Source organism: Exiguobacterium sp. s194, assembly GCF_018618275.1.
In the GTDB taxonomy this organism is placed as follows: domain Bacteria; phylum Bacillota; class Bacilli; order Exiguobacteriales; family Exiguobacteriaceae; genus Exiguobacterium; species Exiguobacterium chiriqhucha.
Genome location: NZ_JACSLT010000003.1, coordinates 241,796 through 256,403 on the forward strand (window position 1 = coordinate 241,796; position 14,608 = coordinate 256,403).

The 14,608-nt window shown below is 53.0% G+C and carries 11 protein-coding genes and 2 pseudogenes; 6 read left to right on the top strand and 7 right to left on the bottom strand.

What is annotated here, in order from left to right; all coding sequences use genetic code 11:
- Positions 1–8 precede the first annotated feature (8 nt).
- Positions 9–3,191 (bottom strand): EAL domain-containing protein, encoded by a 3,183-nt coding sequence (locus tag KNP85_RS05095; protein WP_214801759.1) that lies wholly within the window; start codon positions 3,189–3,191, stop codon positions 9–11.
- A gap of 153 nt (positions 3,192–3,344) precedes the next feature.
- Between KNP85_RS05095 and KNP85_RS05100 the strand changes: the two genes are divergently transcribed.
- A complete protein-coding gene (locus KNP85_RS05100; RefSeq protein ID WP_214801762.1) occupies positions 3,345–3,656 on the top strand; it encodes a hypothetical protein in 312 nt (103 codons plus the stop codon).
- Between the two features lie 41 nt (positions 3,657–3,697).
- On the opposite strand, the gene KNP85_RS05105 is transcribed toward KNP85_RS05100, so the two are convergent.
- Positions 3,698–4,690: an LLM class flavin-dependent oxidoreductase gene (locus tag KNP85_RS05105; RefSeq protein ID WP_214801764.1), complete on the bottom strand. Its 993-nt coding sequence runs from the start codon at positions 4,688–4,690 to the stop codon at positions 3,698–3,700.
- Between the two features lie 274 nt (positions 4,691–4,964).
- On the opposite strand from KNP85_RS05105, the pseudogene KNP85_RS05110 reads away from it, so the two are divergent.
- Together KNP85_RS05110 and KNP85_RS05115 are read left to right on the top strand one after the other, a co-directional pair.
- A pseudogene (locus tag KNP85_RS05110) lies at positions 4,965–6,328 on the top strand (YjiH family protein).
- A 217-nt stretch (positions 6,329–6,545) separates the two neighbouring features.
- Positions 6,546–7,058 (top strand): annotated as a pseudogene (locus KNP85_RS05115) (C39 family peptidase); the annotation flags it as partial.
- On the opposite strand, the gene KNP85_RS05120 reads toward KNP85_RS05115, so the two are convergent.
- Positions 7,046–7,855, bottom strand: a complete 810-nt coding sequence (locus KNP85_RS05120) for a hypothetical protein (protein WP_214801770.1) — start codon at positions 7,853–7,855, stop codon at positions 7,046–7,048. The pseudogene KNP85_RS05115 and the gene KNP85_RS05120 sit on opposite strands and share 13 nt — an antisense overlap.
- Positions 7,856–7,951: 96 nt before the next feature.
- On the opposite strand from KNP85_RS05120, the gene rluF reads away from it, so the two are divergent.
- Positions 7,952–8,662, top strand: a complete 711-nt coding sequence (rluF, locus tag KNP85_RS05125) for a 23S rRNA pseudouridine(2604) synthase RluF (protein WP_214710769.1) — start codon at positions 7,952–7,954, stop codon at positions 8,660–8,662.
- A 31-nt stretch (positions 8,663–8,693) separates the two neighbouring features.
- Here the strand turns inward: rluF and KNP85_RS05130 are convergent, their stop codons facing one another.
- Entirely contained in the window at positions 8,694–9,113 is a 420-nt protein-coding gene (locus KNP85_RS05130) for a hypothetical protein (protein ID WP_214801773.1), read from the bottom strand.
- Between the two features lie 115 nt (positions 9,114–9,228).
- Here KNP85_RS05130 and KNP85_RS05135 point away from each other — a divergent pair, with 115 nt between their 5' ends.
- On the top strand, positions 9,229–9,555 hold the full coding sequence (locus KNP85_RS05135) for a hypothetical protein (protein ID WP_214801776.1): 327 nt from the start codon (positions 9,229–9,231) through the stop codon (positions 9,553–9,555).
- Between the two features lie 49 nt (positions 9,556–9,604).
- Here KNP85_RS05135 and KNP85_RS05140 read toward each other — a convergent pair whose 3' ends face one another.
- Positions 9,605–12,226: a S8 family peptidase gene (locus KNP85_RS05140; protein ID WP_214801779.1), complete on the bottom strand. Its 2,622-nt coding sequence runs from the start codon at positions 12,224–12,226 to the stop codon at positions 9,605–9,607.
- A 225-nt stretch (positions 12,227–12,451) separates the two neighbouring features.
- Positions 12,452–13,201: an SDR family NAD(P)-dependent oxidoreductase gene (locus KNP85_RS05145; RefSeq protein ID WP_214801781.1), complete on the bottom strand. Its 750-nt coding sequence runs from the start codon at positions 13,199–13,201 to the stop codon at positions 12,452–12,454.
- A gap of 122 nt (positions 13,202–13,323) precedes the next feature.
- On the opposite strand from KNP85_RS05145, the gene KNP85_RS05150 reads away from it, so the two are divergent.
- Positions 13,324–13,950, top strand: coding sequence for a TetR/AcrR family transcriptional regulator (locus KNP85_RS05150; RefSeq protein ID WP_214801784.1), 627 nt, complete (start codon positions 13,324–13,326; stop codon positions 13,948–13,950).
- A 26-nt stretch (positions 13,951–13,976) separates the two neighbouring features.
- On the opposite strand, the gene gloA2 is transcribed toward KNP85_RS05150, so the two are convergent.
- The gene (gloA2, locus tag KNP85_RS05155; protein WP_214801787.1) at positions 13,977–14,357 is read right to left on the bottom strand and encodes an SMU1112c/YaeR family gloxylase I-like metalloprotein; all 381 of its coding nucleotides are present in this window, start codon (positions 14,355–14,357) and stop codon (positions 13,977–13,979) included.
- Positions 14,358–14,608 lie beyond the last annotated feature (251 nt).

A 14,608-nucleotide genomic window follows, 5' to 3' on the forward strand; every position in this document is an offset into this window, starting at 1 on the left:
CCTCCGTATCAATTTTCTTGATGGGAGTCGTACACGTAATACCCATCCCCACCGCAATTTTTAGCGACGTACATCGCCGCATCCGAGTGATGAATCATCGCATCGAGCGAAGCGTGGTCTTCCGAACAAGCGACGCCTATGCTAGCCGACAACCGCAAGGACAAGCCATCTCCGACGTTCATTTCCTGGGAAATGAGACGATTCAACTCCTCAAATCGGTCTGCTCCAACTATTTCTCGCTCCGTATCGATGACGATTAAAAACTCGTCGCCTGCGAAGCGATACGCCTTCCCGTCATACGTTTGACTGAACGAGCGAATCCGTCGTGCCGTCTCGATGAGCACTTCGTCCCCGATCAGATGACCGTAGGAATCGTTTACTTGTTTAAAATCATCCAAATCGATGAACAACAGCACGACCGACTGCTTCCGATTCATCTTTTGTCTCATGTCGGTCATGAACGAGTGCCGGTTCGCCAATTTCGTCAAACTGTCTTGGGTGATGAGTTCGATGACTTCCTGATGCTTACGTTCGCGCCGAATCTCGTTCTCCATCCACCGGGTCACGAGCAATATCGTATCCGTCATCTCGTTGATCGTCGCTGCGTCGACGACGTCGTTCAAGCTACCCTGTTCGGCCAAGAACACGACCCAACCGAACGTCTTGCCATCATTGGACAACGGCAGACTGATCATCGAGCTAAACTCGATTCCATCGATCACAAGTTCGGCACGACCTAATTTTTGGTGCCCGATTGTCGTCAAAGCATGAAGTTGTTGCAGGGCATCACTCGTCCAGTCGAGCCTGCCTTCCCCGTCCTCGGATAAGACGCGATGTTTCGACTCCGTCGAGAAGACGACGGCATGGGAATAGCCGATCCAGCCGCGGAGCACCGTCTGAATCCGTTTTAGTTTATTGCCGAACGGTTCATGAAGCGCCGTCACCTCATACAGCGACTCGAGCGTCTGTTGACGTTGGGCCTGGGCCCGTGTCTGTTCCGTCAATTCGATTTCAGCCATGACCCAACGCGCGAAATCTTCAAGCGACTGCAACGCTGCCTCGTCAAACGTGCGAGCTCGTTCGTCCGTCACACAAAGCGTGCCGATGACATGTCCGCTTCGCGTCGTGAGCGGCACACCGGCATAAAAACCGAGGTTTTCAAGCAACGGGTTGTTTGTCCCGGCCTCAGACGTCTGCACATCCTCGATGACAACCGACGATTGGCCAGTCACAACCCGATCACACAGTGTCCATTCCCGATCCACGTGTGGGCTCTCAAGCAAGGGACCCGCGCAGGACTTGAACCATTGTTGGTCTGTCGTCAAAATCGAGATGAGCGCGACCGGCATGTTCAGCGTGCGCGCGACAAGTCGCGTAATCCGATCATAGCGCTCCTCTCGCGGAGTGTTTAAAATCTCAAGGCGCAGAATCGTCTTCAAACGCTCGGCTTCTTGCTCATCAAGTACCGTCGACGGAGAAGTCGTGGCCAACTCTAGTTGTCGCAGCGCCGCATGTTGATAGACGAGCGCATCGAGCGCCTGTTGGAGATCATTTAGCGGGAGTGGACGACTGAAGAAATACCCCTGAATCTCATCACAACCGAGTTGTTCCATCACCCGATACTGCGCTTCCGTCTCGACCCCCTCGGCCGTGACCTCTAAATTCAATTTTTTAGCGAGTGAGACAATCAATTTGACGATTTCATATTCTTTCAGGCCGTTGTCTTTATCTAATTGACTGATGAATGAGCGGTCGATTTTAATGCCGTCAATCTCAAACATCTTCAAGTAATTGAGGGAAGAGTAGCTGACGCCGAAGTCGTCAATCAACACGCGAAAGCCTTTCGTTTTCAAATAGTCGACCGTCTGAATGCCGAGGAGCGGTTCTTGCATGAGCGTATGTTCCGTGATCTCAAACTCGAACTGTTCTGGTCTCAACCCGTATGTCGCGAGCACCTGTAATAACTGTTTGATATAGTCTTGTCGAAACAACACCGGGGATACGTTGACCGCGATACGTCGCCCTGCAAACAGATCCGGTTGCTCCATCATGTCACGACAGACTCGGTCGAAAACGAACCCGGTAATGTCTTCAATCAAGAGTGACGTTTCGGCAATCTTAATGAACGTTTCCGGTGAAACGTTACCGAGCGTCGCACTGTGCCACCGCACGAGCGCCTCAAAATGAACCATCCCGTCCTGACAGCCAACTTTCGGTTGATAGACGACGCTCAGTTCATCTGCTTTCAGTCCCTTGATGAGTTCCATCTCAATCGTCATCTCATCGATATAATGTTGGACGTAATCGTCCTTTTCGTACACTTTGATGATTTGCTTGCCCGCTTGTCTCGCTTCGAGGAGCGCCGTTGACGCATTCATGATGACCCGGTCGGCGTCCTCGCTCCCCGCGCTGATTCCGAGACAACCGGATAAAGCGAACTCGGTCTCGGCCACTTGGTACGTGTACGCTGCGATGGCCGCAAGCAATCGTTCCCCATGTATCGTCGCCGTCTCGATTGAGGTGTAGGGCAGCACAGCGATAAAATCTTCACCGTCTACGCGTCCGATAATCGATCCTTTCGGCAACAGGTCCGATAAGTGCCGCGTCATCTCTTTAATCAGGCGATGAGATTGTTCCACGCCTTGCAAGGACAAGATGATTTTAAAGCGATTGATGTGCAACCGCATGACGCTCGTCACTTCCGCTCCTTCTCGTTGCGTGAACAGCTTCTCGAGCTCGAGCTTCACTTTCATCAAGTTCGGCATCCCGGTCAAATAATCGATGTTCTCGATGCTGCTCAATAGCTTCATCTCTGCCTCTTCCGATAAATCGGTCGTCAGCCCTAACACATAACGCACGTTACCCGCCTCATCTTCGAGCGGCATGAGAACGGAGGAAGCAAAACGGGCGGTATTGGTTTCGATATTCATTTGTGACATGAAATAGACCGGTGCATGCGTCGCGACGACTTCGTCGTAATGCCCGATTAACTCGTTGGCGACATCGACCGCATACATATCATGTAAATACAAGCCACTCACATCGTCCGGGAGCGAGGACGCCAGTTTCCCCTGTTTACTGACGCGTGCGTACCGATATCCCTCAGGTGTCACTTCCATCAAAAACACCATCCGGTATAATTGAACGAATACGTCAAACAAATAGTGCGGGTCAATCTTCATCTGCTGCATACTGTACCTCCAGGCAATCTCCGTTTCTTCTAGTTTAGTGGTTTTAGCCGGTCTTGTTCACGAAACCGTTTAAAAAAAGGGGAAGACGTTTTTAACGAGCGGGCAATAATCGGGTATAGATAAATAAACGTCACAAAAGTGAGGTGAACCATCATGCTCAGTCGAAACGTCTATCCACAGACACAGCCAGGAAAATGGTCGGTTCTCTTGTTGCTTGCAGTGTTCGTGCTCTTATTCGTGTCTGCTCTCATCGTCCAATCCGCTCAACCGTTCAACTTCGACACGTTATTCGACAATACGTGGGCGGCCGTTGTATCGATGTTGGCCATCGCCGCCGCACTCGGTGCGTTCGTCGTGGGGGTGTACACGATCTTACGCAATCACGAACGTTCGGTCGCCGTCTTCTTTACCGTCTCGCTCGGCGGGCTTGTCGCTTTGTTCGTGCTCATGCAGCTGTTCCTCTAACTGACAAACGCACCTTTCCGTAAGGAATAGGTGCGTTTTCGTCATAGAAGTTCTTTGGCGAGCAACCGATAGACGTTCAAGCGGCTCTCTTGTGTATGCTGGATGCTGCAAATCATCGCCTCATCAAATCCATAATGGACCGATTCTTCCTGCAGTTGCGTCGCAATCTGCTTCGGTGTCCCGACGAGATGGATTTTTCGGTTGTTGGCGATTTGAATCTTGTCGATCTCGGTGAGCGGATAGTCGTGTGCCGCCTCCGGGCTCATCAATTGGCGGAGCTGCCCTTTCATCAAGAACAGGCGTGATAAATCCGACGGACGTGCCAAATACTCGGCCTCTTCTTCCGTCTCAGCCGTCGTGACGAGATATGTGACGCTGATGTCCGGCTTCTCCATGAAAGCGGACGGGGTGAAATGCTGACGATACGCGTCGAGCGCCGCGACACTCAGCTCCCCATTGAAGAATTGAGCGAAGGAATAGCCGAGCCCCATCCGGCCTGCTTGGATGGCGCTGTTCCCGCTCGATCCGAGGAGCCATGCCTCAGGAAGTGACACACCCGTCGGCGCTGCCGGCGTATTCTTATACCATCGTTCTTCCGGCGCCTCATCGTTGATGAGTTGGAGTGTCGTCCCGAGCTTTTCATACAGGCCGTCCATCATCGGTTTTTGACCCTGCGACATCGCGTAGATGGCGTTCGCGTCCCCACCCGGTGCCCGGCCGACCCCGAAGTCGATACGTCCCGGTGCGAGCGCGCTGAGCGTCTTGAACACTTCGGCCATTTTGAGCGGGGAATAGTGCATCATCATGATTCCACCTGAACCAAGACGAATTCGTTCTGTTTTGGCCGCAATATAAGCCGCGACGACTTCCGGTGCCGAGCTGGCAAACGACATGCCACCGTGATGTTCGGCCATCCACATCCGGTAATAGCCGAGCTCTTCTGCCAATTGGGCCAGTTCGACCGCACTTTGTAACGCATGTTCTGACGTATGTCCGGATGTCACCGGCGCTTGATCCAATACACTTAATCTCATCTGTATCGCTCCGTTCCTAAAGTATATATGGTGAATATCTCGATTTTGTAAGACTCGCCGTCATCATACTAAAGTGAGCCGGAGAATACGAATAGTTCGCTCTTGAGAACACTTTCTATATTTCAGAAGATTACAACGAATTGTTGCCGGCTCGCTGTTCACTTCTCTATAATGAACGGGAAGAAGCTATTCCTTCATAGCAATTCACGTAACGCACGATGGGGACGTGCCAGTGAAGCGCACACTACACTTTCGGGGAAAAGGGGTTAATTGAATGAATCACACACCAAACCGGTCCGGTCATGACGGGCCCAGATTCACATCAGCAGATTACATGAAATTCATCATTCCATCGTTAATCGGGATTCTATTCTTCATCGTCCCAATCCCGTCTGGTGACGGGTTCACCATTCCGGTCGCCTTTTTATCGAACTGGCTGATTGATTTGATCGGCGACTTCGTACCGACGATTGCCGTCATCATGATGGGTATCTCGGTCGTCGGCTCACTCATCGCGTATGCGGTCAAACCGGTGTTCATCTTAGAGCGCCCTCATTTGAACACGTTGTTCAACGTCACACCATTCTGGTTTGTGATGCGGGTCATCGGTTTCATCGCCGGTGTCATGACATTACTCGTCATCGGTCCTGAGGCAATCACGTCCGAGTTCACGGGCGGATTGTTGTTATATGATTTAATCCCGATTTTGTTCGCGACGTTCTTGTTCGCCGGGATGTTATTACCGCTCCTGTTGAACTTCGGGCTGCTCGAGTTCGTCGGAACGATGCTCATCAAAGTGATGCGCCCGCTGTTCCGCCTCCCGGGTCGGGCCTCGCTTGACGCGCTCGCGTCTTGGGTCGGGGACGCCACAATCGGAATTTTATTGACGACGAGACAGTACGAAGAAGGCTATTACACGAAACGAGAAGCCTCGATTATCGCCACGACTTTCTCCGTCGTGTCGATCACGTTCACAATCGTCATCTTGTCGTACATGGAGCTCGACGCCTACTTCCCGCATTATTATGGCACGATCATCCTATCCGGTATCGTCGCCGCGCTCATCATGCCGCGCATCTATCCGTTGTCCCGTAAGCCCGACACGGCGTATGAAAAGACGGAGTTGAAATCGGAAGAACCGGTGCCGGCGAATGTCCCAATGCGCGTCTGGGCACTGCGTCAAGCATTGCTCAAATCAAAATCGAGTAAAGGGGCCGGCGCCACGTTCAAGGACGGGTTCCAAAACGTGCTCGACATGTGGCTCGGCATTTTGCCGGTCGTCATGGCCGTCGGAACGATCGCGCTCGTCATCGCTGAACATACATCATTGTTCACGATTCTCGGCAAGCCGTTCGAACCGATTCTCATGTTGTTACAAGTGCCAGAAGCAGAGGCCGCGGCCCAGACGATGGTCGTCGGGTTCGCCGATATGTTCTTGCCGGCCGTGCTCGGCAGCGGCATCGAAAGCGAGTTGACGCGATTCGTCATCGCCTGTGTGTCCGTCACCCAGCTCATCTTCATGTCTGAGGTCGGCGGACTGTTGCTCGGCTCGAAATTGCCAATCTCGTTCTCATCTTCTTGTTACGGACGATCATCACGTTACCGATTATCGTCGGGATTGCCCATCTCATCTTTTAACGACAACACGCCCGTTCTCTCATTCCAGAGGACGGGCGTTGTTTGTATAATAAAGAAAAAAGGGAGGTGCGTCATGGACGAACATTATGCCGGCCAGCTCGAAGTGGCAAAGAAAGGTTACGCTGGAATCATCGACCCCAAGGCCTACGTGAACGACCGCTATCACGGCCATTGGACGGTCAAGAGCGAGAAGCGCATCAACGGGGTTCCAGTGTTGCTTCAAAAAGCGTTCAACGGGGGCAAGAACAATTGTACACTCACCTCGATGACGGCTATTTTCCGCTATTACCATGACCTTGGCTATGAGCGCATCCCGGAGGACGTAATCGAGATTCAACGAGACGCACGTGAGATTGCGCTCGCTCATCAGTTCAAAGATGAGAAGGGCACACCGCCGACTCGAATCAGTACGATTGTTACGAAACTATGGGCCCATTACGGCTACATAGGGCACAGCAGCTCACGTTATTTATGGAAATGGTCGACGTTCGAGCGCGAACTCGCGGCCGATCGCCCCTTCATCTTGAATATGGCGAATGGGTTCTATAAAAATCACTCCGTGACCGGAATCGGGTACACCATCTTCCACAAGCCCGGCTTTCCCGACGTCATCTTGCTCGAGGTGCTCGATAACCGCTCCCGCGACATCCGCTATATCGATTTCAACGAGTTCAACTTTTGGGGCAGCATCACGCGCGTGTATCCGCCACAGGACGTTCAGGAGAAATAACGACGAGCGCTCGCTTCGATGGCCGACCCGATTTGCATCAGATGCTCCCGTTTCGCATACGAGCCATGGTGGAGACCGAATGCGTCTCGACCGTTCCCGAGACCGACGAACACTTCGGACGGTTTGACATGCAGTCCGACCATCGGGACATGGAGCGTCGCATGATAACCGAGCTCGAACCGGGCACTCGGATACGCGTCCAGCCGTTCACTGTGCGTGAACCCATTAAATGCCGCACAGTTATCACGCCCAAGGACGATCAAACGGGACGGGTTCACATAACGAATCGTCCGTTCGAGCAAATCGAGCGATGTCGGGTGCTCCATCCATTGGCGTCCTGTTCGCAATTGGCCCATCTGACGCGACGTCGCATATTTGAAAAAGTCGACATGGAGCGCGGACCCGTCGTAGAACGAGCGACCCATACCTTCGAGCAGGGCCTCGAGTTTCGCCCCTCCCGGTTTGCCGAACCAGCTCGTCGTCGCCCGTCCGGCCTCGAAGTAAGCCGTGGCGTAGTGAAGTGTCGCGTCGAGCGCGTTGTCATCTTGCAAGTAGACATCGAGTGATTCGTCACGCCAATAGAACTTTTGTGACTCTCCTCTACGAACGGTTCCGTCCCGTTCAAAAAATTCGCCGCGCGACGGATTCGTCCCGACGGTGAGCCACTGTCGCTCCGTCGGGCGCCCATACCATAGGACCGGAGAGGCCCCCTCAATCAATTCCGCCTGAAACGACGACGTCATGAGCGCTTGTTGAAATCGAATCGCGTCTTGCAATAGCAATCGTGCTTGATCCATCGTGCCACATCCTCTCTACTCGTTCGTTTCCCGCTTTCAGGCACATGTAAAATACGTTATAGTGAGAGGACGAAGCCAAAAAAAGGACGTGGATCTATGCGTATCAATAAATTCATCAGTGAATCCGGCAAGGCGTCCCGCCGCCAAGCCGACCGTCTCGTCGAAGAAGGACGGGTTACCATCAACGGGAAGAAAGCGAAAATCGGCGACCAAGTGAACCCAGGGGACGAAGTGCTCGTCAACGGTTCGGCCGCCCGCGTCGCACGAAACAACGTTTATATCGCCGTTCATAAACCGGTCGGCATCACGAGCACGACCGAGAAGAAAGTCAAAGGCAACTTGGTCGACCTCGTCAACCACCCGCTCCGCATCTTCAATATCGGCCGTCTCGATAAAGACTCGGAAGGGCTCATCTTGATGACGAACGACGGTGATATCGTCAACGAGATTCTTCGCGCCGAGGGTGAGCACGAGAAAGAATACATCGTCTCAGTCGATAAGCCAATCACTCCGGAGTTCGTCGAACAGATGGAAGCCGGCGTCAGAATCCTCGGCCAGAAGACGTTGCCGTGTAAAGTCCACCAACTGTCGAAGTTCGATTTCAACATCACGCTGACACAAGGGCTCAACCGCCAAATCCGTCGCATGTGTGAAGCGCTCGGTTACGAAGTGTACCGCCTTCAGCGCGTACGTGTCATGAATATCACGCTCGGCAAGCTCCCGCCCGGACAATGGCGCGACCTGTCGAAAAAAGAACGCGAGCAGTTGTTCCGCGAATTGAATTACGAACCGAAAGAATGGTACTAAAACAAGCCCAGACGCTTTTTGTCTGGGCTTGTCATCGTTCATAGAGCGATGCGACATGGTCGGTCTCTCGTCGGATGAAGCGTTTGAGTTGAGCGCATAAGTCATCGAGCTGCCCCATCGTCGTCTCGAACAAAAAGGTCGCCTTCATATCTCCGCCATCGCCTTTCATTTGTTCGACCACGGCGTTGACTCGGACGGTGCCTCGCGCATTCGCCAGTTCGAACGTCAAGGAGACATGGACGAGCGGGACATCGAGAATCCACGTCTGGGGCGACTTCCCATTGTGTGCATTGAACACGCATAACGTGGAGATCAGCATGTCGATGTCGGATGCGGTGACATACTCATCCACCGTGACCGCGCACCATTTTCCCTTCAGCGTCAATACGACTCCCATTTCCGACATGTCTTCCCAAACCCGTCTCATGTTGAACTGTTCGACCATTTTCATCCCCCACTCTCTCATTTTGACTATATCATGTCGTTTCCACGAAAGCCGTCAACTTTTCGCCAAAACGGGAATAGTTCTATACAGATGATTTCGCAACGAAAAGAGGTGAATCGTCATGAATGGCGCCTTGTTCCCTCGCACCTCGGTCGGCAAGTGGTCGATCATCCTCATCGGATTGTTCCTGGCCATGTACGTGCCGTTCCTCCTGCTCGATAACTTCGATACGACCTTCCACTCGACGCTTTGGAGCGACAACGCCGCGAACATGCTTCGGCTCAGCTATATGACCACGTTCTCCGTTCTCGGGCTCGGAGCATTCGTGACAGGATGGTGGGCCATCTTGAAACAAAAAGAGTATGCCGTGCTCGTCTTCTTCGCGGCCGTCCTCGGCTCCGGACTGTTCGTCCTACTCGTCATGGAGCTCCTCGACATCCTCGAATAGAAGACAAAACAAGGAGTTCGCCGCGGCGAACTCCTTGTTTATTACGCACTTATTTGACGATGACTTGCTTCATCTGGCTGGCGCGGCCTTTCGCATCTTCGATATGAACCGAGAGACGCTCTCCTTTTTTGAGCGTGCGTGTCTTCGTGACGAACGATCCTGTGAGTCCAGTCGTCCCTTTCCCGATGACGCGGCGCTTCGCATCACGCACGATGACCGTCATTCCAGCGTCGGCGCGACCGGTCACTTGTTTCGCGTTCGCACGCGGTGTCGTGACGACCGGCTGTTTCGGACGAGCTCCTGTTGTGACAAGGAGACGTTCGCTCGAAACGAGCTTGCCGTTGCTATAGACGACACGGAGTGTCGTGCCTGCTTTTTGCGCTCCGATGTTCAATGCGACACGAGCCTGTTTCGACGTTCCTGTCGCAAGACGTTTCTCGCCGTTATAGACCGTCACTTTTGTCCCGCTTTGCACGCTAGCAGCAAATACGGTCGAATTGTCACGGACGATTCCTGGCTTGGCATAGAGACGCAGCATCGAAGCCGCATAATGCACGTTCACTTTACCGTAGCCGCTGATGTAATCATAGTTGAACGGAAGCTCTTCTTCAGACTCATCCATGAAATAGCTGAGCCCATCTTCATAGCTCATCCCGCCGGTCGCATCGCCGCCTGAGAAGGCGACTGGTTCCGCTGTGCGATGGAGCAACTGACGTACTTCTTCCACTTTGAGTGTCGGACGTGTCGATAACAACAAACCAACGACAGCCGAGACGTGCGGTGTCGCCATACTCGTCCCATCCATATAGACGACGTTACCGTTTGGCACGAGGCTCGCGACTTTCGTTCCCGGGGCCACGACGTCGACGCCGTATCCGTGGTTCGAGTAATCCGAGACGATGCCGAACGTGTTCGTCGCACCGACCGAGATCGTGTATTTCGATGAAGCTGGGTATGACAGGCTTGAATCGCCGTCGTTCCCAGTTGCCGCCACGACGACGACACCGCGGTCATATGCGTACTTCAACATGTAACCGATCGTCCGGCTCTCGCTGCCGCCGAGGCTCATGTTGATGACTTTGGCACCCGCATCGACCGCATACTTGATGCCGAGCGCGATTTGTTCCGTGTCACCCGAACCGCTCGCATCGAGCACTTTGACCGGGAGAATCGAAACGGCCGGCATCATGCCACGCATCGATGTCCCGTTGTTTTGAATCGCACCGATGACGCCGGCGACATGTGTCCCGTGACCGTGGTCATCGATGGCACTGCCTTCCCCGTTCGGGTCGACAAAGTTCTTCTCGTTGGCGATATCGACGCGTCCTTTGAAGTCAAGGAGGCGATAATCGACACCCGTATCGAGCACGGCCACTTTGACCGATCGTGCCGGCAAGTTGAGTGCCTCGTAAGCGTCAATGCCGATTCCAGCATCTTGGAATGGCGCCAATACCGATTTCGAGTTGAGTGACCATTGATAGTCGTAACTCGTGTCGGCCATGAACGCTTGATACGTCTGGACCGGCTCGATGAACTCGACGTTCGCGTCACGCTCGAGCGTCGACTTGGCTGTCGCTTGCGTTTTCGTGCTCGCCGCTTCAACGTCGACGACCGCGAAGTGGTCACCTGGGCGACCGAGATCGACTTTCTCCGCCGAGACGTTCGATAACGCGTTCATCTTGCCGAGCGACTTGCTCGGTGACGACTTGTATTTGACGATATAACGCGGCGCATCATCGACTTCAATCGATACCCCGAATTTACCCATTACATCTTGGAGCGGTGTTCCGGCAAGCGTACCCGTTCCAAGCTTAGCTGCTACCTTGTCGACTTCTGCTTGCAGCGCTGTCGGCACACTTGACGTCACGAGCGTCTGTAACCGTTCGATGGCGGCTTCATCCGCTTGCGTGAGCGTGTATGATTTCCGATCAACGAGCGCGTTCATGAGTGGCTGTAACGCCTTCAAATCATTGTACGCTTGTTGGCGTTTCGCGCCATCTTTCACCATTGCTTTGATGAGGTATGGCGACGTCCGGTAGTATAAGGCGGCCAAATCGTTGCCTGACTCCGATTGTGCCAACACTTCCGTCTGGATGCGACGGATGAGTTTCAACATCGAGTCGCGCTCTGGTGCCGGATTTAAAATCGATTCGACGGCACACATGCCTGCCTCCGTCTCAATGTTTTCATACTTGACCGGCAATTTGACCGGGTTGTAGACGAGTTTGATGTCGGAAGGCGACACCGTTTCTTCTTCCATCAGCGGGAGATACTCCACTTTGATGTAGTACGGACCTTCCCATGCATACGGGAATCGAATTTTCGCCGTTTGCTGTCCGTCTTCTTGTGACGCGCTCGAACGATACTGTTCGAACGTTTCGTCCTTCGCTGCCAAATCGGCACTCGGATACACCGAGATGTTCGCGAGCTTCGTCGAATCGAACTGAACTTCCATATGCGTCATCGCCGATGGAGTCCCTCGTTCCATTTTGAACCAGTATGTATTCGTGGCGTCTGTCCCGGTTTCGAACGTGACTTCCACTCCGGGGCTGAGCGTCTTCGCCTCTTGCATCCCTGCTCCAGCGTCCGCACTCGCTTGTGGCGGAATCAATCCTAGTACGAGCATGAGTACCGTGACGAATGATAAAACCTGTTTCCATGTTGCTTTCATCTGTTCTCCTCATTTCTATATGTCCAAAGCTACAACCGACGGATCCGTCAATTCATGTATACGTGACAATGGCTTGAAGGTTCCAACAATTAACTACAAAAAATCACTTAATTTCATTATTTTAGGAAACTCTTGATTTGTCTATCTCTAATATGGTTTTTTCGAAAAATAATTTAAAAAACAGGTCAGAGGAATTTTTCCCCTGACCTGAACGAGTTGTGTTGCTTATTTTGCTGTGACGCCCCCATCGACCGGAAGTTCGATTCCCGTGATGTGATTTGCCTCATCCGACGCGAGGAAGAGGACGGCCGTCGCCACTTCTTCAGCCCGACCGAGATTCGGCAAAGCGATTTGATTCAAGAAATGTTGTTTATAATCCGGGTGTTCCATGTGCGGCGCACTCATCGGTGTCACGATATAGCCCGGATGGACCGAGTTGACGCGAATGTTGTGTTTCCCGTAATCGACGGCCGCCGCTTTCGTGAGCGACCGAACGGCTCCTTTCGAGGCCGTATAGGCACCGGCACCGGCCATGCCTGTGAGCGCCGAGATGGACGAGATGTTGACGATCGACCCACCGCCGTTTTGCTCCATGAGCGGGATTGCATACTGTGTCCCGAGCATGACGCCATCAATATTGATTCGATACGTGCGCGCCCAGTCTTCCTCTGTCTGGTCCAAGAACGGTTTTGCGAGCGCGATGCCCGCATTGTTGACGAGAACGTCGAGCTTGCCGCACACGGAATGGACTTCGTTATAAATGTTTTCCCAATCGTTGCGTGACGTGACGTCGTGTTGAAGCGCGATTGCCTCGCCACCGTTCGACCGGATTGTTTCCACGACGCGCGTCACCGCTTCAAGATTGATGTCTGTCGCGACGACGGTCGCCCCTTCTCGTGCGAACAGCTTGGCCGTCTCTTCTCCCATACCACTGCCTGCCCCCGTAATGACCGCTACTTTCCCCGTTAACCGCATGATTCCAGCTCCATTTCTTTAAATACGATAGTCTAACTATCATTATAGTAGTCGATGCACATTCGATTCTCAACGAAACTGCCTCGACACGGTATAATAACGAGATACAAAGAGGTGATTTCATGAGTAAACGACAACAAAATAAAGAAGAACGAATGAATCGTATCATCGAGCAAGCCGAGGTCCTCTTCTTACAAGATGGATTTGAACGGGTGCAAATGCAGGACATCGCTGACGCGTCCGAGCTCGGGGTCGCGACACTGTTCCGTTACTTTCCGAAAAAAGACCAATTGATCGTTGCCGCGGCCGTGCGCAATTTGGCACCGACGCTCGATGCGTTCAAACAACTGACGAGCCGGCCTGGAAATGCCTACTCGCGGCTCGAGGCGATTCTCGACTATCTGCTCGACCAACAAGTGAAGCGGACGAGTCATTCTCGTTTCCGTGAGGCGTTCGAGAGTTATGCCTCGTCCGTCGCAAGTCCCCTTCCCGGGATTGACGACTATATCGAGTTGCAGCGCGAAATCATGGAGACGCTCGAACCGCTCATCGCGGACGGGAAGACGGACGGTTCGCTTCGGAGCGATCTCGACGTGAAAGCAACCGTCGTCACCATCATCAACGCGTTCGGGACGTTCGGCAACAATATCATTTTAAAGTCTCACATCAGTTATTTAGAGGACGACATCGAGCCCCTCATCCAACAGCGGGTGTTGCGAGAGATGCTCTTGTCTTACGTGCGCCCATAACGAAAGCCCCTTCGTGTGAAGGGGCTTTATTCGTGCAGTTCGAGCGGCAGACCGTCCGGGTCAAAGAAGAACGTCATCTTCTCGCCCGTGAACGTGTCAAACCGAATCGGTTCCGTCGTGACACCGTGCGCATTCAGTTCAGCGACGACCGACTCGATGTCGTCGACTTTAAAGGCGAGATGACGGAGTCCACACGCCTCCGGAAAGCTCGGCCGTTTCGGACTGTCCGGTTTGATGAACAGCTCGAGCTCGTACGCGCCGAGCCGCAGGTCGATCTTGTGATCGCCTTTGTCCGGACGATGATGCTCGCGGATGACGTCGAAACCGAGGATATCGATGTAGAACCGTTTCGCCTCGTCATAATTTGAGGCGATAATCGCCACGTGATGGATGGTATGTAGTTGCATCATAATCCCCCATATACAAAAAATGAGCACCTCTCACTAGAGGTGCTCTCGAAAAGTCTACCGCGTCGAACCACGCTCCACAACGTGCTCCCGAAGGAATGTCCGCCGTCTTACATAGACCAGCTCATCGCATGTACTCAACTATAGGTGAATCTGAGCCCCGCGTCAACGTTTTGTTTGAATCGGGTTGACATCTTCCTAAAAATTAGGATAATCAATAGTGTTAGCACTCTTATCATCAGAGTGCCAAA

Bases quoted from the DNA above. Each gene is read 5' to 3' on its own strand.
- KNP85_RS05095 (WP_214801759.1), bottom strand. From the start codon at position 3,191: ATGCAGCAGATGAAGATTGACCCGCACTATTTGTTTGACGTATTCGTT.
- gloA2 (WP_214801787.1), bottom strand. From the start codon at position 14,357: ATGCAACTACATACCATCCATCACGTGGCGATTATCGCCTCAAATTAT.
- KNP85_RS05140 (WP_214801779.1), bottom strand. From the start codon at position 12,226: ATGAAAGCAACATGGAAACAGGTTTTATCATTCGTCACGGTACTCATG.
- KNP85_RS05135 (WP_214801776.1), top strand. From the start codon at position 9,229: ATGAATGGCGCCTTGTTCCCTCGCACCTCGGTCGGCAAGTGGTCGATC.
- KNP85_RS05150 (WP_214801784.1), top strand. From the start codon at position 13,324: ATGAGTAAACGACAACAAAATAAAGAAGAACGAATGAATCGTATCATC.
- KNP85_RS05105 (WP_214801764.1), bottom strand. From the start codon at position 4,690: ATGAGATTAAGTGTATTGGATCAAGCGCCGGTGACATCCGGACATACG.
- KNP85_RS05145 (WP_214801781.1), bottom strand. From the start codon at position 13,201: ATGCGGTTAACGGGGAAAGTAGCGGTCATTACGGGGGCAGGCAGTGGT.
- KNP85_RS05120 (WP_214801770.1), bottom strand. From the start codon at position 7,855: ATGGATCAAGCACGATTGCTATTGCAAGACGCGATTCGATTTCAACAA.
- KNP85_RS05100 (WP_214801762.1), top strand. From the start codon at position 3,345: ATGCTCAGTCGAAACGTCTATCCACAGACACAGCCAGGAAAATGGTCG.
- rluF (WP_214710769.1), top strand. From the start codon at position 7,952: ATGCGTATCAATAAATTCATCAGTGAATCCGGCAAGGCGTCCCGCCGC.
- KNP85_RS05130 (WP_214801773.1), bottom strand. From the start codon at position 9,113: ATGAAAATGGTCGAACAGTTCAACATGAGACGGGTTTGGGAAGACATG.